This window comes from Sphingomonas sp. IC4-52, assembly GCF_020707225.1.
Classification (GTDB): domain Bacteria; phylum Pseudomonadota; class Alphaproteobacteria; order Sphingomonadales; family Sphingomonadaceae; genus Sphingomonas.
On sequence record NZ_JAJFEU010000002.1, the window covers coordinates 46,528 to 67,649 of the forward strand.

At 65.0% G+C, this 21,122-nt stretch carries 15 protein-coding genes; 8 read left to right on the plus strand and 7 right to left on the minus strand.

What is annotated here, in order from left to right; genetic code table 11:
- Nucleotides 1-66 precede the first annotated feature (66 nt).
- Complete coding sequence (locus tag LK535_RS06685) at nucleotides 67-2,517, plus strand: TonB-dependent receptor (protein WP_227771137.1); 2,451 nt, start codon at nucleotides 67-69, stop codon at nucleotides 2,515-2,517.
- Nucleotides 2,518-2,689: 172 nt separating this feature from the next.
- Complete coding sequence (locus LK535_RS06690; protein ID WP_227771138.1) at nucleotides 2,690-5,374, plus strand: AMP-binding protein; 2,685 nt, start codon at nucleotides 2,690-2,692, stop codon at nucleotides 5,372-5,374.
- Between the two features lie 55 nt (nucleotides 5,375-5,429).
- On the opposite strand, the gene glpD is transcribed toward LK535_RS06690, so the two are convergent.
- Nucleotides 5,430-6,944, minus strand: coding sequence for a glycerol-3-phosphate dehydrogenase (gene glpD / locus LK535_RS06695; protein ID WP_227771139.1), 1,515 nt, complete (start codon nucleotides 6,942-6,944; stop codon nucleotides 5,430-5,432).
- A gap of 115 nt (nucleotides 6,945-7,059) precedes the next feature.
- Here glpD and glpK point away from each other — a divergent pair, with 115 nt between their 5' ends.
- Nucleotides 7,060-8,547 (plus strand): glycerol kinase GlpK, encoded by a 1,488-nt coding sequence (glpK, locus tag LK535_RS06700; RefSeq protein ID WP_227771140.1) that lies wholly within the window; start codon nucleotides 7,060-7,062, stop codon nucleotides 8,545-8,547.
- Between the two features lie 13 nt (nucleotides 8,548-8,560).
- Here the strand turns inward: glpK and LK535_RS06705 are convergent, their stop codons facing one another.
- Nucleotides 8,561-9,874 carry a sensor histidine kinase gene (locus LK535_RS06705; protein WP_227771141.1) on the minus strand — a complete coding sequence of 438 codons (1,314 nt, stop codon included), beginning with the start codon at nucleotides 9,872-9,874 and terminating at the stop codon, nucleotides 8,561-8,563.
- Nucleotides 9,864-11,225, minus strand: coding sequence for a sigma-54-dependent transcriptional regulator (locus LK535_RS06710; RefSeq protein ID WP_227771142.1), 1,362 nt, complete (start codon nucleotides 11,223-11,225; stop codon nucleotides 9,864-9,866). The genes LK535_RS06705 and LK535_RS06710 overlap by 11 nt, the downstream gene beginning before the upstream one ends.
- 275 nt (nucleotides 11,226-11,500) lie before the next feature.
- Here LK535_RS06710 and LK535_RS06715 point away from each other — a divergent pair, with 275 nt between their 5' ends.
- The 5 genes from LK535_RS06715 (at nucleotide 11,501) to pgmG (ending at nucleotide 17,684) form a co-directional block, all read left to right on the plus strand.
- Nucleotides 11,501-11,650, plus strand: coding sequence for a hypothetical protein (locus tag LK535_RS06715; protein WP_227771143.1), 150 nt, complete (start codon nucleotides 11,501-11,503; stop codon nucleotides 11,648-11,650).
- Nucleotides 11,651-11,690: 40 nt separating this feature from the next.
- Nucleotides 11,691-13,016: an efflux RND transporter periplasmic adaptor subunit gene (locus LK535_RS06720; protein ID WP_227771144.1), complete on the plus strand. Its 1,326-nt coding sequence runs from the start codon at nucleotides 11,691-11,693 to the stop codon at nucleotides 13,014-13,016.
- Nucleotides 13,016-13,696 (plus strand): ABC transporter ATP-binding protein, encoded by a 681-nt coding sequence (locus LK535_RS06725; protein ID WP_227771145.1) that lies wholly within the window; start codon nucleotides 13,016-13,018, stop codon nucleotides 13,694-13,696. Before LK535_RS06720 ends, LK535_RS06725 begins: the two co-directional genes overlap by 1 nt.
- A 54-nt stretch (nucleotides 13,697-13,750) precedes the next feature.
- Nucleotides 13,751-16,246 carry an ABC transporter permease gene (locus LK535_RS06730; protein ID WP_227771146.1) on the plus strand — a complete coding sequence of 832 codons (2,496 nt, stop codon included), beginning with the start codon at nucleotides 13,751-13,753 and terminating at the stop codon, nucleotides 16,244-16,246.
- Nucleotides 16,247-16,316: 70 nt separating this feature from the next.
- Complete coding sequence (pgmG, locus tag LK535_RS06735; RefSeq protein ID WP_227771147.1) at nucleotides 16,317-17,684, plus strand: phosphoglucomutase/phosphomannomutase PgmG; 1,368 nt, start codon at nucleotides 16,317-16,319, stop codon at nucleotides 17,682-17,684.
- A 142-nt stretch (nucleotides 17,685-17,826) separates the two neighbouring features.
- Here pgmG and LK535_RS06740 read toward each other — a convergent pair whose 3' ends face one another.
- From LK535_RS06740 to LK535_RS06755, 4 genes are all read right to left on the minus strand, one after another.
- Entirely contained in the window at nucleotides 17,827-18,210 is a 384-nt protein-coding gene (locus LK535_RS06740; RefSeq protein WP_227771148.1) for a VOC family protein, read from the minus strand.
- A gap of 106 nt (nucleotides 18,211-18,316) precedes the next feature.
- The gene (locus LK535_RS06745; RefSeq protein WP_227771149.1) at nucleotides 18,317-19,423 is read right to left on the minus strand and encodes an S-(hydroxymethyl)glutathione dehydrogenase/class III alcohol dehydrogenase; all 1,107 of its coding nucleotides are present in this window, start codon (nucleotides 19,421-19,423) and stop codon (nucleotides 18,317-18,319) included.
- A gap of 87 nt (nucleotides 19,424-19,510) precedes the next feature.
- The gene (locus tag LK535_RS06750) at nucleotides 19,511-20,536 is read right to left on the minus strand and encodes a sensor histidine kinase (RefSeq protein ID WP_227771150.1); all 1,026 of its coding nucleotides are present in this window, start codon (nucleotides 20,534-20,536) and stop codon (nucleotides 19,511-19,513) included.
- A 142-nt stretch (nucleotides 20,537-20,678) separates the two neighbouring features.
- Nucleotides 20,679-21,122, minus strand: coding sequence for a response regulator (locus tag LK535_RS06755; RefSeq protein WP_227771151.1), 444 nt, complete (start codon nucleotides 21,120-21,122; stop codon nucleotides 20,679-20,681).

The following is a 21,122-nucleotide window of genomic DNA, read 5'->3' on the forward strand; positions in this document are numbered from 1 at the left end:
CAGCCCGCCACCCTCATTGGGTGACGGGAAGAGAGGCGTGCTCAACGCCCGCTCCGGGGAGAAACAATGATGTTGCGTAACACTGCGTCCGTATTCGCCCTTGCCGCCTCGATGATGGCTGCAAGTTCCGCCCTCGCACAGGACGCCGCGTCAGCGACGCCGTCATCCGAAGCGCAGGTCGGAACGGACGTTGCGACAACCACCAGTGCCGCCGCCGAAGAGCGTAGCCCGCAGGCCGAGACCGGCGACATCATCGTCACCGCACAGAAGCGCGAGCAGAGCCTGCAGGACGTGCCGATCGTGGTGTCGGTGATCAATCAGCAGCAGCTCGAGGCCGCCGGCGTCCGCGACGTCAAGGATCTCCAGACGATCACCCCTGGCCTCAACGTCACCTCCTCGACCAGCCCGGCGCAGACCTCCATCCGGATCCGCGGCGTCGGCACGATCGGCGACAATCCCGGCCTGGAAAGCTCCGTGGGTACCATCGTCGACGGCGTGTATCGCGCCCGCAGCGGGGTGGCTTTCGGTGATCTTGGCGAGCTGGAGCGCGTGGAGGTGCTGAAGGGGCCACAGTCGACCCTGTTCGGCAAGAACATGTCGGCCGGCGTCATCAACGTCGTCACTGCCTCGCCCAGCTTCAATCCGTCGGCCGAGTTCGTCGGCAGCTACGGCAATTACAATGCCTGGACCGTATCGGGCGCAGCCACTGGCGCGCTGATCGGCGATACGGTGGCTGGACGCATCTTTGCCCTGAAGCGCGAGCGTGACGGTTTCTGGAAGGTCCGCACCGGCGCCGGCCCGCGCACCAGCGACCGCGCGGACAACGAGAACAACTGGACGGTGCGGGCGCAGCTGCTGATCCGTCCCACCGACGCGATCAACGTGCGCCTGATCGGTGACTGGTCGGAACGTGACGAGGATTGCTGCGTCAACGCGCCCAGCATCGCCGGCCCGACCGCGGCATTCATCGATGCGCTGGCACCCGATGCCGGTACCGTGCGCAACGGCGATCCGTTCGACCGCGTCACCTACGCCAATCGCCCGACCGATTTCCGCATCCGCGACCGCGGCGTTTCGGGTCAGGTCGACTGGGATCTGAGCGACAACCTCAGCCTCACCTCCATCACTGCCTACCGCTTCTACCGTTCGAACAGCGGCGTGGACGTCGACTATTCGTCGGCTGACCTTTGGTATCGCGGCTCGGAGGGCAATTCGAACCGGTTCAAGGTCTTCTCGCAGGAGGCGCGCCTCGCCTATAACAGCGACCGGCTCAACTCGATCCTGGGCGTCTTCTATGCCGACGAACGGCTGGTCAGCCGTCAGAACACCTTCTTCGGGTCGGATTACGAGCGCTACTTCGGCCTGTTGCTGTCCGGCGGTACCAACGGCAATGCCGTTTCGGCGCTCACCGGTCTGCCGGTCGGCACGAACTTCGTGGCCAACACCGGGCAGCGGGATTTCCACCGCCACCGCGCCAGCTCGTTCGCGGTGTTCACGGACAATACCTTCACCCTGGCCGAAGGTCTCGATCTGACGCTGGGCATCCGCTACACCGACGAGGTCAAGCGCGCGACCTCGCGCTACACCAACACCTCGCCGGGCAACGCCTGCGCCGCGGCAATCGCGCGGCGCCTGCCCACTGCCGCGCTCAGCGCGATCTGCTCGCCCACCGCGGACGTTGCTTTCAACGATGTAACGATCACGCAGCGCCGCCCGGAAAACCGCTGGGCGGGGTCGGCAAAGCTGCAATATCGCATCTCGCCGCAGGTCATGGCCTATGGCTCCTACGCCAACGGCTTCAAGTCGGGCGGCTTCAACCTTGATCGCGCGCGCCTCGCGCCCGGCGTGCTCAACCCGGATACGTCGTTCGCCACCGAAAAGGTGGAAAGCTACGAACTCGGCACCAAGACGACGCTGCTGGATCGCCGCCTGTTCGCGAACATCGCTGGCTTCTACCAGACGTACAAGGACTTCCAGCTCAACACCTATACGGGTGTCAGCTTCGTGGTGACATCCATTCCGAAGGTGACGTCGAAGGGCGTCGATCTGGACCTGTTGTTCAACACCGGCATTCAGGGCCTGACGCTGAACGCCGGCGCCACTTATGCCGATACGACCTTCGGTGACTTCCCGCCGCCGCTGCCGAACCTGACCCGCCTGTCCGGCAACCGCCTGCCTTATGCGGCGAAGTGGAACGTAACGGGCGGCTTTACCTCGAAGCAGCCGATCACGGACGATCTGAACCTTCGCGCCTCGGCCTCGCTGAAATGGTCTTCACGCTACAACACCGGGTCCAACCTCGATCCGCTGAAGGTGCAGGAGCCGTTTGCGATCCTGAACACCCGCATCGGCATCGAGCCGGAGAACGAGGCGTGGTCGCTCGAAGTCTGGGCGCAGAACCTGACGAATTCGCAATTCTACCAAGTGATCGTGGATCAGCCGCTGCAGACCGGCACCTATGGCGCCTTCCTCGGCCAGCCGCGCCTCTACGGCGTCACGGGCCGCGTGCGCTTCTGATCCGGCGGGCCGCTGCGGCGGCCCTCCGGCCGTGCGGCGGGCGATCGGGAGGGGAGCCCCGATCGCCCGCCGTTATTGATTGCGCCTATCCCATTTCGGCCTTGCCCTAGCGGCAATCATCCAACACTCATCTTTCAAAGCCGGTTGACCGGCGCAGCGAGAGGATGAGGATATGGAGCAGCAATCCGCTGTCGCGTTGAACGATCGGCCGTGGCCGGCCGTCGATCTGCCGGAGGCGTATCGGATCCTGACTGCGCCGGGCGCGCCGTTCGAGACGCGCGAAGAAGTGATCCGCGGCGTTTCCTTGCGCACCTATGTCAACGCCATGAACGACCTGCGGCAGGTGTTTGACCTCGCGCGCGGCTGGGGCGACCGTGAGTTCATCATCTACGAAGGAGAGCGCCAGACCTATGGCGAGCATTTCCGCGCGGCGGGTAAGCTCGGCCGGGTGCTCCACGATAGCTTTGGCGTGCGCAAGGGGGACCGGCTGGTCGTCGCGATGCGCAACCTGCCGGAATGGTCGATCGCCTTCTGGGCCGGGATGTCGATCGGCGCGGTGGTCACGCCGCTCAACGCGTGGGGCATTGGCGACGAGCTGGCTTATGGCATCAGCAACTCGGGCGCCCCGGTCGCGATCGTCGATGGTGAGCGACTGGAGCGGCTCGCGCCCTATCTCGGTGACCTGAAGCTCGACGGACTGATTTCGGTGCGGACCACCGACGATCATGGCACCGGCGCGATCCCGCTGGATGACCTCATCGGGCCGCGCGATCGCTATGCCGAGCTGCCTGATGATCCGATGCCCGATCCCGGCCTCCACACCGACGATCCTGCAACCATCCTTTACACCAGCGGCACCACCGGCCGGCCCAAGGGCGCGCTGGGCACCCATCGCAACGTCCTGACCAACGTGATTTCGATCACCTTCGGCGCAGCGCGGGCGACCATCCGCCGCGGTGATCCGCTGCCGGTGCCCGATCCCGACGCGCCGCAGCGGGTGAACTTGCTTCCCGTGCCGCTGTTTCACGTGACCGGCACCAATTCCATGCTGATCCCGACGGTGATCGCCGGGGCCAAGCTGATCCTGATGCACAAGTGGAATCCGGAACGCTTCCTGGAGCTGGTCGAGACGGAGCGGGTCAACGGCACCACCGGCGTCCCGGCGATGGTGTGGCAAGTCCTGGAATCCCCCGATTTCGCCCGGCGCGATCTCTCCAGTCTCGACAGCTACGGCTATGGCGGCGCCGCGATCGCGCCGGAACTGACGCTGAAGTTCGCGGAGCTGTTCCCCTGGTTCAAGCCAAGCCAGGGCTATGGCGCGACGGAGACATCCTCCGTGTCGATTGCGAACAGCGCGGAGGATTACCTGCGCCACCCCGACAGCGTCGGCATGCCGGTGCCGGTGTGCGACGTGAAGGTCGTGGACGAGGACGGCAACGAACTGCCGCGCGGTCAGGCGGGCGAATTGTGGATCCGCGGTCCCAACATCGTCGCGGGCTATTGGAACAATCCGGATGCGACGAGCCAGTGCTTCACCGACGGCTGGTACCACACCGGCGACATCTGTCGCATCGATGACGAGGGCTTCGTTTATCTGCTCGACCGCGCCAAGGACATGCTGATCCGCGGCGGCGAGAACGTCTATTGCGTGGAAATCGAGGATGTTCTGGTCGCCCATCCCGACGTGATGGATGCCGCCGTCGTCGGTCTGCCGCACCGCATCCTTGGCGAGGAAGTCGGCGCGCTGGTTCAGCTTCGTCCCGGCGCGGATGTGACGGAGATGGAGCTGATCGCCCATGCCTCACGCCACCTGGCACCGTTCAAGGTGCCGGTGCGTATTGTCGTTCGTACCGAGGAATTTCCGCGCAATGCCAGCGGCAAGACCCTGAAACCGATTTTGAGGGAGGAACTCATCGCTACCCATGCGTCCCAGCCCGATGGGGCAGTACTGGCGCCGCAGCCGATCACTGTGGGCGGCCAGGAAATCCCGCTTTCAGCGAAGGCAGAGGCGGGACAATGGGCCGCGACGACTGAGGAGAGCCGCAGTCGCGGCCTGCGGCTTGGCGCCGCCGTTGCGGCGGTCGGCCTTGTGGCGGCCGGCGCTTACTTGGCGCGCGGCGCCGCAAGCCAGGATGAGGAGATCGGCTACCATCCGCTCGACGTGCCCAAGCCGCTGGCGGAGAACCTCTGGATCGTGGACAGCGGCCCGATCAGCGCGATGGGCCTGAAGCTGCCGATCCGAATGACGGTGATCCGCCTTGCCGATGGCGGCCTGTGGCTCCATTCGCCGACGCGATACACGCCCGCGCTGGCAAAGGCGCTGACGGGGCTGGGGCCTGTCCGTCATCTGGTGGCGCCGACGCTGGCGCACTGGACGTTCCTGGCGGAATGGCAGGGTGCGTTTCCCGACGCCACCGTCTGGGCCGTACCGGCGCTGCGACACCGCGTCCAGGTTCAGCAATCGGGCGTGCGGATCGACAATGATCTGGTGGAGGTCGGGCCGCCCGCCTGGGATGCGGAGGTGGAGCAGGGCCTCGTCAGGGGCGGCGGCGGCTTTGAGGAGGCGTGGTTCTTCCACCGGCCAAGTCGCACCTTGGTGCTGACCGACCTGATCGAGAATCTCGACCCCGCGAAGCTGCGCCCGGCAACTGCCGCGGTGATGCGAGCGACGCGTGCCACGTCGGGCACCACGGGGCTGCATCTGCGCTCGGCGCTGCGCATGCGCGCCGATGCCGTGCGGGCCGACGTGGAAAAGATGATCGCGCTGGCGCCCGAAACAATCGTGTTCGCGCACGGCGACATTTTCCGCGGCCGGGGAACGGCGCAGCTCGCGGGCGCCTTCGCCTGGCTGAAGTGATCCCGGCCCTGGCTGTAAGGCTGCGGAGCGCCGGATCGCCGGCGCTCCCCGTCCATCAGCCTGCCGCCGGCAGTTGATGCAGATAGGCGTCGAGCGCCAATGCAGTTCCTTGTGGCACATGCAGGCCCAGCTTGCTGCGGCGATAAAGAATGTCCTCGGCGGTGCGCGCCCATTCCGCCGTGACCAGATAATCCACCTCTGCCTGGTACAGGTCACCGCCAAAGGCGCGCCCAAGATCCGCGATGGTCCGGGCTGATCCCAGCAACCGGCCGACGCATGTGCCATAGGCGCGTGCGAGCCGGCGGAGCAGGGCAGGCGGCAAATGCGGCCGCTCACGGCACAATCGCTCAACAAAGCGGGTGAAGTCACCTCCGGCAATGTCGCCGCCAGGGAGTGTCGCGCCCGCTGTCCAGGCCGGCCCCGCTCCAGGGAAGAAGGGTTGCAACTCCCGCAGCGCATGTTCGGCAAGTTTGCGATAGGTGGTGATCTTGCCGCCGAAGATGCTGAGGATTGGCGCACGCCTGTCGTCGCCATCAAGATCGAGGACATAGTCTCGCGTCACCGCCGAGGCATTGGTCGCCCGGTCATCATAGAGCGGGCGAATGCCGGCATAGCTCCAGCAGATGTCGTCCGCCGAGGTTGGCCGCGAAAAATACCGGCCGATCGTGTCGAGCAGGTAGCCGGTTTCCACCGCGCTGATCTCCGCCTTTGCCGGCGCGGCATCCCATGGCTCGTCCGTGGTGCCGACCAGCGTGAACTTGCCTTCGTAGGGAATGGCAAAGACGATTCGCCGATCGGGGTTCTGCAACATGAAGGCGTGATCGCCTTCATACAGCTTGGGAACCACGAGGTGGCTGCCCTTCACCAGCCGCACGCCCCCCTCGGCACGGGCGCCGGCGGCGCGATCCAGCATGTCGCTCACCCAGGGCCCGGCGGCATTCACCAGCGCCCGCGCGCTCACCTGACGTTGCCCGGCTGAATCAGCGATCGTCGCCGTCCATGCCGCGCCGCTGCGCCACGCCTCGATCAGCCGGGTGCGAGTTGCAATCGCCGCGCCGCGCGCGGCTGCGTCCATCGCATTCAGAACGACCAGGCGGCTATCCTCCACCCAGCAGTCCGAATAGACAAATGCCTTGCCGTCGCGACAGGCGAGCCCGTCCCCCAGCGGCGAACGGGCCAGCGCCACCGTCCGCGTACCTGGCAGCTTCTCGCGCCCGCCGAGGTGATCGTAGAGGAACAGCCCCAGCCGTACCATCCATGCAGGCCGTGGCGACTGGTTCTGGGGCAGCACAAAGGCGAGCGGCCAGATGATGTGGGGCGCCATGCCCAGCAGCCGCTCGCGCTCGATCAGCGCCTCCCGTACCAGCCGGAATTCGCCATATTCCAGATAGCGCAGCCCGCCGTGGATCAATTTGGTGGAGGCCGCGGAGGTGTGGCTGGCGAGATCGTCCTGCTCGACCAGCAACACGGAAAGGCCGCGCCCGGCGGCATCACGCGCAATGCCCGTGCCGTTGATGCCGCCGCCAACGATCAGGAGATCCACCATAGTCGGTTCGACCTGCGCCTCCATGCAATCACCCCCTGTCCGTTGCCGCCAGCATAGCGGCGGGCGCCGGCGGTGACAGCGTTGACGATGGTCCGAAAGGCACGCCAAGGTCAGTGCCGACGAATGGGTGGAGAGAGACGTGGCGGCGCACATCCTGGTGATCGATCAAGGAACGACCTCCACGCGCAGCATCCTGTTCGACGAAAGCGCGCGTCGCGTCGCGATCGCTCAGGTGGAGTTTCCGCAGTATTATCCCGCCCACGGCTGGGTAGAGCATGATCCCGAGGATATCTGGCGCGATACGCTTGCCACCGCGCGGCAGGTGATCGGCAACGCGGGGATCGATCCGGCTGACGTCACGGGGATCGGCATCACCAATCAGCGCGAAACGGCGGTGATCTGGGATCGTGCCACCGGCCAGCCCATCCACCGCGCCATTGTGTGGCAGGACCGGCGCGGCGCGGATCTTTGTGCCCGGCTGCGCGCCGATGGTGCCGAGGATCTGATCCGCGCGCGCACTGGCCTCCTTATCGATCCCTATTTCTCGGCGACCAAGATCGCGTGGATGCTCGATCACGTGCAGGGGGCGAGGGCGCGTGCGGAGCGGGGCGAGCTGGCGTTCGGCACCATCGATGCCTTCCTGCTCTGGCGGCTGACGGGGGGAAGGGTACATGCCACAGATGTCACCAACGCCAGCCGGACGATGTTGTTCGACATTCACCGCGGCTCATGGGACGAGGAACTATGCCGGTTGCTCGGCGTGCCGCTCGCCTTGCTGCCCGACGTGCATGACAATGCCCATGTTTATGGCGCCACCGACCGGGATTTGCTCGGCGCTGCCATTCCCATCGCGGGCATGGCCGGGGATCAGCAGGCGGCGTTGTTCGGACAGGCGTGTTTCGATCGCGGCGCGGCCAAATCGACCTATGGCACTGGCTGCTTCATGCTGCTCAACACGGGTGCGGACGCCGTCACGTCGCAGCATCGCTTGCTCACCACCCCCGCGTATCGGCTGAACGGCGAGACGACCTATGCTCTGGAAGGCTCGATCTTCGTCGCTGGCGCGGCGGTGAAATGGCTGCGCGACGGCCTCGGCATCATCACTCATGCCGGTCAGACCAACGACATGGCCACTCAAGTGCCGGACAGCCACGGCGTTTACATGGTTCCCGCCTTTGTCGGTCTCGGGGCGCCGCATTGGGATCCGGCAGCGCGGGGTGCCATCTATGGCCTGACCCTCGATACCAGCCCGGCGCACCTCGCTCGCGCCGCGCTGGAGGCGGTCGCCTATCAGACGCTCGATCTGGCGGAGGCGATGATGGCCGACGGCGGTGGCCGGCCGGAGCGGCTTCGCGTCGACGGCGGGATGGCGGCCAACGACTGGCTCTGCGGATTTCTAGCCGATCTCATCGGCACGCCGGTGGAGCGTCCGGGCGATCTGGAAACCACCGCGCGCGGCGCTGCCTTTCATGCCGGGCTCGCCACTGGCTTATGGTCCGGTCTCGATGCACTGGCGGCGCTCTGGTCGCGCGACCGGCAGTTCGACCCGGCGATGGCCGCGGATGTGCGTGCGCCCTTGGTCGCCGGCTGGCGCGACGCCGTGCGCCGCACGCTCAGCGCTACCTGACGCCCGGCTGCGTTCACAGCAGCAGGCGGAACAGCGCCCCACCGCCCGGCGCCTCATGCACCTCCAGCGTGCCACCATGCGCCACCGCAATCTGCCGTGCCAGGTTCAGCCCGACGCCGGTGCCCTTGGCACGGGTCGTGAAGAAGGGGAGGAACACCTCCTGCCTTAGCTTGGCGGGAACGCCCGGGCCGTTGTCGGCCACTTCGATCATCAACGGTTGGGCGGGGGCGATGGTCAGCGTCACGGCGGGATCGGGGCGATGCTCGCTCGCCGCCTGTGCCGCATTGCGCAGCAGGTTCAGCAGCAATTGCGAGAGCAGCGCGCGGTCGCCGTGGATCGAGAGGGGACTGGCGTTCACGTGCAACGTCACGTTCGGCCATTCGGCGCGGAACAGGCGCGCATGCTCCTCGGCGAACTCGGTAGCGGCGAACGCATGCTGTACCACCGTCGGTTCGCGCGCGACCACGCGATAGCTGTCGATGAAATGGCCCAGCCCCTGCGTCCGGCGTGCCAAGGTCATGGCCGCTTCACGCGCATCCGCGATGCGGGCGGCATCGACCTGATCGTTCGACAACAGTGTCGCCGTTGTCTGCGCCAGCGACATCACGGGGGTCAGTGAATTCAGGATTTCGTGGGTGAGGACGCGGATGATGTCGGTCTGCGCCGCCATTTCCACCGCATCCAAGGTCTCCTGCACTGGTTGCACCACTACCGCGCGCGTCCGCCGCCCCAGCCGGTTGAGCGTGGCCTGCCGAACGAGCGTGCGCTTTGCCCGACCGTCGAGGTTCAGGATCAGCATCTCCTCGCCGCTGGCACCTTCGTCGGCCAGTCGCCGGGCAAAGGTGGCGCCATAGGTCGCATAATCCTCCGGCCTGACGCCCGCATGGCGCGTGAACAGCGCCCGCGCCGCCTTGTTGCCGGGCTCCACGCGGCCGCCATCGATCGTCAGCAGCGCAATTGGCATGTCATCGATCAGCGCATCCTTGAACCGCAGCTCGGCATCGATTTGCCCACGCTGTTCGCGCAGGCGCCGGATCGCGTCGTTCAGCGCGGCGCCCAGCGTGCCGAACCCGGCACCGCCCGCCTCGGGGAAGTGCGCTGCGAAATCGCCCAGCCGCACTGCCTCCAGGAATCGCGCCAGTTCCAGATTGGTGCGCGCGACATGCCGCCACAGCGCCGCCGCCGCCAGCAGTGACAGACCAATGGCGACCACCCGCACCATGACCAGGGATGGCGTGCGGAACGCCCAAACCACGGCCATCAGTGCCAGCAGCAGCACCGATATGCGAAAGATCAGGCCAAGCGTGAAGCGCCGGTCAAAGCCCATGCTTTTCCATGCGCCGATAAAGTGCCGCTCGCGATAGTCCCAGCTCACCGGCGGCGAGCGTGATGTTGTAGCCGTGCTTGCGGAGCGCCTCTTCCACCAGCCGCCGTTCAACCCGATCGAGGTTCAGATCCTCTGCTGGCCGGGGGGGGTGGATAACAGGCCGGCGCATACCCGGCTCCAGGCCGAAATCCTCCGGTTCGAGCACATGGCGGGCCGAAAGAATGGTGGCGCGTTCCACCGCATGGCGCAGCGCGCGGACGTTGCCGGGCCAGTCATGCGCGATCAGCGCAGCACGCGCCGCGTCGCTCAGCGCCGGGCAGGGGCGATCATAGCGTGTGGCGTAATGGCTGAGGAAATGCTCGGTTAGTTCAATAACATCCTCCGGCCGCTCGGCGAGGGGCGGCAGCGCGATCTCCACCGTGTTGAGCCGGTACAATAGATCCTGGCGAAACACGCGCTCATCCATCAGCCGCTCGCGGGGCATGTTGGTGGCGGCGATCACGCGAATGTTGACCTTCACCGGCTTGTTCGCCCCCACGGGCGTTACTTGCCGCTGCTCCAGCGCGGTCAGCAACTTTGGCTGAAGGTGAAGCGGCAGGTTACCGATTTCATCCAGAAACAGCGTTCCGCCATCCGCCGCCTGGATCCGCCCGATGCGATCGGTCTTTGCGTCGGTGAATGCACCTTTGACATGGCCGAACAATTCGCTGTCGATCAGCTCTGTCGCAATCGCGCCTAGATCCACGGTCTGAAGCACCTTGGCCGCGCGCAGCGAGCGGGCGTGCAATTCACGCGCCACCACTTCCTTGCCGGTGCCGTTCTGCCCCAGCACCAGGACATTGGCGTCGGTCGGCGCCGCGCGCTCGATCAGCGAATGGACGCGCGCCATGGCGGGGGAATGGCCGAGCAGCGGGGACTTGGTGGCCGGTGAGGGTCGTGGGGCGCCAGCGGCGCTTCGCGACCGGCGCAGCGCGGCGGCCGTACGTACGGTGGCGAGCAGCCGGTCGTTCGACCAGGGCTTGGGCACGAAGTCGGTAGCGCCCCGTTTCATCGCCGCGACGGCAACATGAACCCCGGCATGGGCGGTAATCATCACCACCACCATTTCCGGGTCGATCGCGGTTAACCGGTCCAGCCACGCCAGCCCCTCGCTCGCATCCGTGGCACCGCGCGCAAAGTTTGCGTCCAATAGGACGACGTCGGGCGCCCGGCCCTCAATCTCGGGTAGCGCCTCCTCCGGGCTTCGCGCGGTTACGACCTCCCGGAACAGGGGCCTAAGCAGCAGCCGGGCTGCCAGCAGGATATCGTCGTCATCGTCGACGATCACGCAGCGATCAAATTCAGGCCCCATCCCGTCCGCTCTCGTACAGTCACCGTTCGACTTCGGACAATCAAGTCTTGTGCCAGCCCTATCAAGTGACAGTCTTTCAATACCTTGACCGCCATTGTCCGATTTTCCGCGTCGGCGCCTCTTCCTAAACCTTGGCGGCTATATCCTGAAAGTCGGGTAATTTCCGGTGTCGCAGCGGGCGGAACCCACAACGGCGCGGCGGGCCTTGATTGCAATCCGACGTTGGCCGGCGAGGGTTCGCCCGCATCTGGCACGCCGCCTGCAAGTGGCCGCGCATGACTAAAGCGCCTCTTGCCCGTTTGATGCTGCTCCTCGCCATCACGATGGCCTGCGCTGCCCTCGTCAGGGCGCCGGGAGGAGCGGCCACGCCGATATTTGCACTGTCACTGACCACCCCGAACCTCAGCTTCTCGGTGGCGTTGTGAACCGTTCGTTTTCGCACACTCCTGTCCGGAAGCGGACGCGATGAGCGTCTTGCGCATGCCGCAGGATCACGCGGCGGAGCCGCGCGCCGTGTCCGGCAGCGGCATGGACCGCGTGGTGGCCCGCAAGCACCTGCCCCGGTCCTGGATATTCGCTGGCGCCGCGGTAATCCTCGCGGTCGCGATGCTCCTGTTCTGGTGGCTTGCGCCACGGCCCGGCACGCAGTCCATCGCCGCAGACCGCCTGACGATCGCCGCCGTCCAGCGAGGTACGTTCGAGGACTACATCCCGCTGCGCACGCGGGTCACCCCGCTGCTGACCGTCTATATCGACGCCATCGAGGGCGGGCGCGTGGAAAAGGTACTGGTCGAGGATGGCACCATGCTGACCCAGGGTCAGCCAATCGCCATTCTGTCCAATGCCGAACTTCAGCTGTCCACGCTCGCGCGCCAGACCGAGGTCGAGCAGCAGATCAACAACATGCGCTCTCAGGAATTGTCACTGGCGCAGACCCGCGTGCTGAACGAGCGGGCCGTACTGGAGGCGCAGCTTGCTCTCGAAAAGGCGCAGCGTCAGTTTGATCGCGAAGCGCCGCTCGCTGCACGGGGCTTTGTCGCCGGCCGGCAGTTTGCCGATACGAGCGATCAGTTGCGCTACGAGCGGCAGCGGCTGTCCGTGGTCCGTCAGGGCCGCAGTACGGACGAGAAGTTGCAGCGCGGCCAGCTGGCACAGCAGCGCGCCTCCACCGCATCGCTTCAGGCCGGCCTCCAACTGGCACGCGCCAACCTTGATGCGCTGAACCTGCGTGCCCCCGTTTCGGGGCAGTTGTCGGGCTTCTCCATTCAGGTCGGCCAGTCCATGTCGCCCGGTGAGCGGATCGGCCAGATCGACTCACCAGGGCGAAACAAGCTCCAGGCCGGTGTGGATGAATTCTTCCTCGGCCGTGTGGAGGTTGGGCAGAAAGCGCGGATCGATGCCGGCACCCGCACTCATATGGCCCGCGTCACCAAGATCTTCCCGCAGGTCCAGAACGGCCAGTTCCAGATCGAGCTTCAGTTCCTCGGCGTCGAGCCGGAGCGGCTGCAGCGCGGCCAGACTGTGCAGGCCCGCCTGACGCTCAGCGATCCGTCACCGGCCCTGCTGATCCCCAACGGCGCCTTTTACAACGACACCGGCGGCGCCTGGGTCTTCGTGGTGGCGCCCGATGGCCGCTCCGCCGTGAAGCGCCAGGTACGGCTTGGCCGACGCAACAATGATCATGTCGAGGTACTCGACGGGCTCACGGCGGGTGAGCGCGTGATCACCTCTCCCTATACCGGGTTCGCCGACAAGGACGCGCTCGATCTCACCCAAGGAAAGGATGTTTGATGCTGCGGATGCGTGACCTGATGCGGCTGTATCGCACGGACAGCGTCGAGACGGTGGCGCTGGACGGGATCGACCTGGACATCGCCGCGGGGGAGTTCGTCGCCATCATGGGGCCGTCCGGATGTGGGAAGTCGACGCTGCTGAACGTCGTCGGCTTGCTCGATAGCCCGACCAGCGGCTCGTATGTCTTCGATGGCACCGAAGTCGCCGGCCTGGGCGAGGCGAAACTGGCGGAGTTTCGCAAGGCGCACATCGGGTTCATCTTCCAAAGCTTCAATCTCGTCGATGAGCTGACTGTTCGGGACAATATCGAGCTGGCGCTACTATACCACGACGTCTCCGCCAAAGAGCGGCGGGCGCGGGCGGAGGAAGTGATGGACCGCGTCGGCATCGGGCATCGCGCCCGCCATCGTCCCAGCCAGCTTTCCGGCGGCCAGCAACAGCGCGTCGCCGTGGCCCGGGCCCTGGTCGCCGCGCCCAAGCTCATTCTGGCAGACGAGCCCACCGGCAATCTCGACACCAATCACGGCGAGGAGGTGATGCGTATGCTTCAGCAACTGAACGCCGAAGGGTCGACCATCGTCATGGTCACCCACTCGCCGGCTCATGCCGATTATGCGAGCCGTGTGGTCAACATGCTGGACGGCCGCATCCTCCAGGAACGCCGCCGCGCCGCATGACCGCGCTCGCTGCCCTGATCCAGCCTGTCGGACCCGCCTAGGAGGCGCCCTGCCATGTGGCGAAACTATCTCACCGTCGCGATCAACGCTCTGGCCAAGAACCGCGCTTATTCGATCATCAACCTGTTGGGTCTGGCGATCGGCATGGCCGCCTGCCTGCTGATCCTCGCCTTTATCCGCTATGAAACCAGCTTCGATCGCTGGATGCCGGATGGCGAAAACACCTATCAGTTGCAGACGTGGTTCCCCAACCCGCGCGATGGACCGCCGTTCTTCTTGCAGATGGCAAGCTACGTTGCGGAAGAGCGAATCCGGAAGGATTTTCCGCAGGTCGAGAGCACGGTGTACCTGCTCGCGGGCAGCCCGACGATCGTCAAGGATGGGCAGGTCACGACCGCAAAGGATTATCTGGTCGCCAACGGCGACCTCCTGTCGGTGATCAACCTGCCAGTGATCAGGGGATCGAAGGGGGCTCTCAACGCGCCCGACACCGCGATCCTAACGCGGTCGGAAGCGATGCGGCAGTTCGGTACCGATGATGTGGTGGGCCGCACGATCAGCCTCATCCAAAAAGGCAAAACCTATGATTACCGCATCAACGCGGTACTCGCGGATCTGCCGAAGAATTCACACCTAAAAATCAATGCAGTCGTCCGCCGTGATTTTGCGTCCTATTTTGCGCAGGAGCGGGAGTTTCTGAGCTGCTGGGGATGCCAGTCCGGCTGGGTTTATGTGAAGCTGAAGCCCGGCAGTGACGTGAACACCATCAATGCGCAGATGCCCGCCTGGGAAAAACGCAACATCCCTGATGAGAATTTCGGTGGTAATCGCTTCAATCAGGGCGATGATGCGGACTGGAAGCTCGTGCCGGTCGCCGATGTGCATCTGGGCAAGGCGCAGTCCGGATCGCTGACGCCGGGCAATGATCGCGGCACGATCGTGACCTTCGCGATCATCGCAGCATTGATCCTCAGCATGGCAGTGGTGAACTTCACCAACCTGGCGACGGCCAGGGCCGGTCAACGCGCACGGGAGGTGGCGCTGCGTAAGGTGCTCGGGGCCACGCGCAAGCAGCTGATCGGGCAGTTCGTTGGTGAGTCCCTGCTGGTGGCGCTGATTGCAGTTGTCATCGCCTTAGCGCTGGCGGAACTGCTGATCCGGCCGTTTGCCAGCTTCCTCGATGCCGATCTTACCTTTGATTATTTCGGATCACGCGGAATGCTGCTGCCGGCCGTATGTCTGGTAGGCATCGTCGGCTTGCTCGGCGGGCTTTACCCGGCGTTCTTCCTGTCGCGTTTCCAGCCGGCAAGCGTGCTGAAGGCCAACAAGTCCTCGGCGGAAACGCCGGGAAGTGGACGGCTGCGCAGCGTGCTTGTGGTGGGGCAGTTTGCGATCTCCATCGCTCTCATCATCTGCACGGCCATCGTCTATGGCCAGACGGTGTACGCGCGCTCGGTCGATCCCGGCTACAAGCGCGATCATATTCTGCAGGTGGAGAATATGAGCCGGTACCAGCTGATCGGCCGCGGCGAGCAACTGGCCGAGCGGATGAAGCGCGTGCCTGGCGTGGTCGCGGTGGGCCGGACAGACATCGGCGTTGCGACGATGAACAACAGCAACACTGGCGTGCTGGTGCCCGGCCGTTCGGAGCCGGTTTCACTGGGGCGCTACCGCGTCGATGCAGGTTTCCGCGACGCGATGGGGCTGGATGTTGTCGCGGGCCGCTGGTTCGACCCGAGTCGCCCGATGGACGACCAGACCCTCTCGTTTCCTGAAACTCCTGAGGAAACGCGCGCGCTTGTCGCCAGGGGATCCAATGTCGTGATCAACGAATATGCGGCGCGAAAGCTTGGCGCGAGCACGCCGCGTGAAATCATCGGCAAGACCTTTCGGCTCGGCATGGGGCCCGAAGTCGGCGAAATGCCGATCACGGTTGTCGGCGTGGTGAAGGACTCGCGCTTCCGTTCGGTGCGCGAACCCCTGGATCCGATCGTGTTCCTCGGCACGCGGGAAGGCACTACTCATATGGTGATCCGCTACGATGGCGATCCCGCCGCGGTGCGCGCCGGCGTCGAACGGGTGTGGAAACAAGCCGTCAGCGACGTACCGTTTGAGGCACAGTTCAGCGAAGCGATCGTCGAGGATCTCTACAAGGCGGAAGAGCGGCGCGCGCAAATCTTCGCCGGCTTTGCGATCCTGGCGGTGGTGATCGCCTGCCTCGGGCTGTTCGGGCTCGCCGCTTTCACGGCCGAACGGCGCACCAAGGAGATCGGCATTCGAAAGGTGCTTGGCGCCCGCACGCTCGACATCGTTCGGCTGCTGGTCTGGCAGTTCAGCCGGCCGGTGCTGGCGGCCAATGTCATCGCCTGGCCGATCGCTTGGTGGGTGATGCGGGACTGGTTGAACAGCTTCGACACGCGAATGGCCATGACGCCCGTGCCGTTTCTGTTGGCGGGTTCGCTGGCGCTGTCGATTGCGGTGATCACGATCGCGGGCCATGCCTTCAAGGTCGCACGGGCCAATCCGATCCGGGCGCTCCGCTACGAATGAGGTGGGAGCAGCCTGCGGTTGAGCGGGGAGGGGGGTGACGAGAGTGGATGGGGCCGCGTAAGCAACGCCGATGCGGCACCGCCTCCCTTCGTCAATCCTGCGCGAATATGACATTCGCGGTACTGTCGGCCAATCGCTGAGCGCCCCAGATGCAATGGCGATAGGGCGTGCCTTCGGATCGATTGTTCGAAGAGGCGGAGGTGCCCGGGTGGTGGTTGGCCGCGACGGCCGCCTTTCCTCGCCGATGCTGGAAGCAGCGCTGGTTGATGGCCTGCTCGGCGCCGGGATCGACGTGGTTCGGATCGGCGTCGGCCCCTCCCCGATGCTGTACCATGCCGAACGCCACCTCGACGTGGACGGGGGTATCCAAGTCACCGGCAGCCACAATCCCCGCGACGACAACGGGTTCAAGATGGTGCTTGGACACCGCCCGTTTTTCGGATCGGACATTACGGCACTGGCCGCGCTCTCGGAGCAGGGTGATGTGGAGAGCGGCGCTGGACGCGTTAGCGAAAGGGCGATGCTTCCCGACTATGTCGGTCGTCTCGCTGCGGCCGACGGTCTTGTTCCGCTCCGTATTGCCTGGGACGCCGGCAATGGTGCCGCCGGGCCGGCGATTGAGCGCCTCGTTCGATTGCTGCCGGGTGAGCACCATTTGCTGTTCACGGACGTGGACGGCAATTTTCCCAACCATCATCCCGATCCTACCGAAGAGGCAAATCTCGCCGACCTGAAGGCGCTGGTCGCGCGGGAAAGGCTCGATCTCGGCGTAGCTTTCGACGGGGATGGCGATCGCATCGGCGCGGTTGATGGAGAAGGGCGGGTGATCGCTGGCGACCAGTTGCTTTCCATCCTTGCAGGACCAGTGCTTCGCGAGCGCCCTGGAGCGGCCATCGTGGCGGATGTGAAGGCGAGCGGCACCTTGTTTGACCACATCGCCGAACTGGGTGGCCGACCGGTGATGTGGAAGAGCGGTCACAGCAATATCAAGACGATGATGCACGAGGTTGGCGCGCCACTGGCCGGGGAGATGAGCGGGCATATCTTCTTCGGAGAGCTTGGCGGGCACGATGACGCACTCTACGCCGCGATACAGCTGATCCGCGCTATCGGAGCGAGCGGCAAGACCTTGGCGGCGTTGCGCGATGCCATGCCGAAAGTGGTGGCCACGCCTGAGCTGCGCTTCCCTGTGGATGAGGCGCGGCGAGAAGCGGTGGTGCAGGAGGTACTGGCGCGCCTAGCCGCAGATGGGGCTGAGGTCGACCGCACCGATGGCGCCCGTGTCACCACTGCGGATGGCTGGTGGCTGCTGCGTGCGTCCAACACGCAGGCGATGCTGACCGCTCGTGCCGAGGCGCGGGATCAAGGCGCGCTTGATCGGCTCGTCGCCGCGATTGACCGCCAACTGGCGCTCAGCGGGGTAAGCCGCATCCAATAAGCCGCGCGGCCTATCGATGCTTCAACTCGGCCGACGGATCGCAGAGCGTGCGCCGCAGTTCGAACGCGACGTCCTGAGCGGTCCGGGAGACGCTCGCCGCCGCGGAATTCGGCGCGGGTGCGTCTCCCAAGCGATTATCACGTCAGGCTGGCATCCGGTGCATCGCACACAGCTTGTTGCCGTCAGGGTCGCGGAGATAGGCGAGATACAGGCTGCCGAAGCCACCGGTGCGCACACCCGGCGCGTCCTCGATCGAAACGCCGCCGTTCTCGACGCCGGCCTTGTGCCACGCATCCGCCTGCTCGGGTCCGGACATGGCGAAGCCGATTGTGCCGCCGTTGGCATGGGTCGCCGCCTCGCCGTCGATCGGCTTGGTGACCAGGAACAGCCCGCCATTGTGCATGTAGATCAGACGGCCCTTGTCATCCTCGATCGCCGGGTTGCCGCCCAGCGAGCCAAACAGGGCGTCATAAAATTTGCGCGAACGAGCAATGTCGTTCGATCCAACCATTACGTGGCTGAACATCGGTCCTCTCCCCTAGATTTAGGGAGCTGTCATGCCTACCCGCCGTGCAGGAGTCGAGGGGCGGGCTGGATTTCGCCCGTCCCTCCATCATCCGCTCGCGACTGGCTCAGTATACCACGACGCTGCGAATGCTTTCCCCGGCATGCATCAGGTCGAAACCCTTGTTGATGTCGTCCAGGGTCAGCCGGTGCGTGATCATGGGATCGATCTGAATCAGGCCGTTCATGTACCAGTCGACGATCTTCGGCACGTCGGTGCGGCCGCGCGCGCCGCCGAACGCGGTGCCCTTCCACACTCGTCCAGTGACGAGCTGGAACGGGCGGGTCGCGATCTCTTTCCCGGCCTCTGCTACGCCGATGATGATCGATTCGCCCCAGCCGCGATGTGCGCTTTCCAGCGCCTGGCGCATCACCACCGTGTTGCCGGTGCAATCAAAGGTATAGTCACCCCCGCCGTCGGTCATCGCGATCAGATGCTGGACGATGTCGCCAACGTCCTTGGGATTGACGAAGTCTGTCATGCCGAACCTGCGGCCCCATTCCTCCCGGTCCGGGTTGATATCCACGCCCACGATCCGCGCTGCGCCCGCGAACTTGGCGCCCTGGATCACGTTAAGGCCAATACCGCCGAGGCCGAAGACGATAACAGTCGCGCCGGGCTCCACCTTGGCGGTGTTCACCACCGCGCCGACACCAGTGGTGACTCCGCAGCCGATGTAGCAACTGGTGTCGAACGGCGCATCGGTGCGGATCTTGGCCACCGCGATTTCGGGCAGGACGGTGAAGTTCGAGAAGGTCGAGCAGCCCATGTAATGAAAGATCTGCTGGCCCTTGTAGCTGAAGCGGCTGGTGCCGTCCGGCATCAGGCCTTTGCCCTGAGTCGCGCGGATCGCGGTGCAAAGGTTCGTCTTCTGGCTGAGGCACGATTTACACTGGCGGCATTCCGGCGTGTAGAGCGGGATGACGTGATCGTCGAGCGCGACGCTGGTCACCCCGGGTCCAACCTCGCGCACGATACCGCAGCCTTCGTGACCGAGGATCGAAGGGAAGATGCCTTCGGAATCGAGGCCGTCGAGCGTGTAGGCGTCGGTGTGGCAAATTCCGGTCGCCATGATCTCGACCAGAACCTCGCCGGCCTTCGGCCCTTCAAGGTCGAGTTCGACGATCTCCAGCGGCTTCTTCGCCTCGAATGCGACGGCTGCACGGGTTTTCATTGGGGCGCTCCTTGGTTGGGCTCGCCCACCTTCTAGGATGAAATCCAGGGATTTCTACCACCTGCCCGTCCATTGGGCAGCCTCAAATCAGGCGAGCGCCGCCCGCAGGATAGCGCGGGTGCCGCGATGCGACGGATCATATTCGACGCTCGACTGCAGGCTTTGTGCCATAGCCCGGATCAGCTTTGTGCCGACACCGGTTCCGCCTGGCGAGATGCCGCCCGACATGCCGACACCATCGTCCTCAACCGCCAGCAGAAACACGTCATCGCCTTCCCGATGCAGGGCAATACGAACTTCGCCGCTGCCGGCAGGGTAGGCATATTTGCAGGCGTTGCTGACGAGTTCGGTTACGATCACGCCCAGCGACACGGCCCGGTCTGTCGGCAATCGGATCGGTTCTGCCGCTAGCCGGAGCGCGCGCGGGCGATCGACGGTCGACCATGTTTCCGCAAGCTCGTCGACCAGCGTGCCGAGATATTCGCGCATGTCGACATGTTCGACGTCGCCGCCGGTGTAGAGCCGACGATGCACCTGAGCGATGGCGCTGATCCGGCGTTGCGTATCTTCCAGCGCAGCCCGTGCGCCGGGATCGGTGAGGGCACCCGCCTGCAACCGCACCATCGCCGATACGAGCTGCAGCGAATTGGCGACCCGGTGGTTTACCTCCGCCAACAGCGCTTCCAGCCGTGCGTTGGAGACGCGCAGCGACTCCTCGGCGGCGGATTTCTGCTTCTCCAGCTGGGCATGCGCCACAACTGCCCGGAATGATGCGTCGAGCAGGTCGAAAAAGTCGTCGCCTACCGATTTCACGACATAGTCGGAAGCACCGGCACGCAGCGCGGCTACGGCGACCCGTTGCTCTTCCGAACCGGTGACATAAACGACGCTTGGCGGATCGGGCAGCTGCCGAAGGCGTGCCAGCGTTTCCAGCCCGTCGATTCCGGGCATGTAATGGTCGACGGCGACGAGATGAAAGCGCTGCTCGGCGGCGATGCGCACCCCCAGTTCGCCACCGTCTGCCGTCGTAACGTCCCACCCGCGACGAGCCAGGGCGCGCGAAGCGAGGCGACGAATACCCTCGTCATCGTCGATGTAGAGAATGCGATCCATCAGGCGCTCGCATCCAGATCGGCCTCAGAACGCACCAGGCGACGACCGACGCCCGCAAGATCCGCCGCTGGGCCAAGGCAGCCGCTCGCGCGGCCGCAATCGCGCGGCTGACCACTAGACACGATCGGAGAACCGCCGCGCATCATCCCTCGAGATCGGGAACCTGGATCACGGACAGGAAGAGGCCGAGCTGGCGGATCGCCTGAGCGAAGCTTTCGTAGTTCACCGGCTTGGTGATGTAGACGTTGGCGCCAAGATCGTAGCAGCGCTGAATCTCGCGGCTATCGTCTGTCGTGGTCAGGACCACCACCGGCGTGCGCTTAACCGGCCCATCGGACTGCTTGATCTTCGCGAGAATATCCGTCCCGCTCATGTCCGGGAGATTGAGGTCGAGCAGCACCAGCGCGGGGCCGTTCAGGGCCGGGCCGTCAGGCGCGTTGAACAGATAGTCGAGCGCGCTGGTCCCGTCGAGAAAATGCTTGATGTCGTTGAGGATGCCCGCACGACGGATGTTCTTTTCGATAAGGCGCGCGTGGCCTTCGTCATCCTCGATCATCACGATGCTGACGGATTGATGTGCGTTCAT

Coding starts and splice junctions, on each gene's coding strand:
- LK535_RS06685 (WP_227771137.1), top strand. CDS start 67: ATGATGTTGCGTAACACTGCGTCCGTATTCGCCCTTGCCGCCTCGATG.
- LK535_RS06690 (WP_227771138.1), top strand. CDS start 2,690: ATGGAGCAGCAATCCGCTGTCGCGTTGAACGATCGGCCGTGGCCGGCC.
- glpD (WP_227771139.1), bottom strand. CDS start 6,944: ATGGAGGCGCAGGTCGAACCGACTATGGTGGATCTCCTGATCGTTGGC.
- LK535_RS06705 (WP_227771141.1), bottom strand. CDS start 9,874: ATGGGCTTTGACCGGCGCTTCACGCTTGGCCTGATCTTTCGCATATCG.
- LK535_RS06710 (WP_227771142.1), bottom strand. CDS start 11,225: ATGGGGCCTGAATTTGATCGCTGCGTGATCGTCGACGATGACGACGAT.
- LK535_RS06715 (WP_227771143.1), top strand. CDS start 11,501: ATGACTAAAGCGCCTCTTGCCCGTTTGATGCTGCTCCTCGCCATCACG.
- LK535_RS06720 (WP_227771144.1), top strand. CDS start 11,691: ATGAGCGTCTTGCGCATGCCGCAGGATCACGCGGCGGAGCCGCGCGCC.
- LK535_RS06725 (WP_227771145.1), top strand. CDS start 13,016: ATGCTGCGGATGCGTGACCTGATGCGGCTGTATCGCACGGACAGCGTC.
- LK535_RS06730 (WP_227771146.1), top strand. CDS start 13,751: ATGTGGCGAAACTATCTCACCGTCGCGATCAACGCTCTGGCCAAGAAC.
- pgmG (WP_227771147.1), top strand. CDS start 16,317: ATGCGGCACCGCCTCCCTTCGTCAATCCTGCGCGAATATGACATTCGC.
- LK535_RS06740 (WP_227771148.1), bottom strand. CDS start 18,210: ATGTTCAGCCACGTAATGGTTGGATCGAACGACATTGCTCGTTCGCGC.
- LK535_RS06745 (WP_227771149.1), bottom strand. CDS start 19,423: ATGAAAACCCGTGCAGCCGTCGCATTCGAGGCGAAGAAGCCGCTGGAG.
- LK535_RS06750 (WP_227771150.1), bottom strand. CDS start 20,536: ATGGATCGCATTCTCTACATCGACGATGACGAGGGTATTCGTCGCCTC.
- LK535_RS06755 (WP_227771151.1), bottom strand. CDS start 21,122: ATGAACGCACATCAATCCGTCAGCATCGTGATGATCGAGGATGACGAA.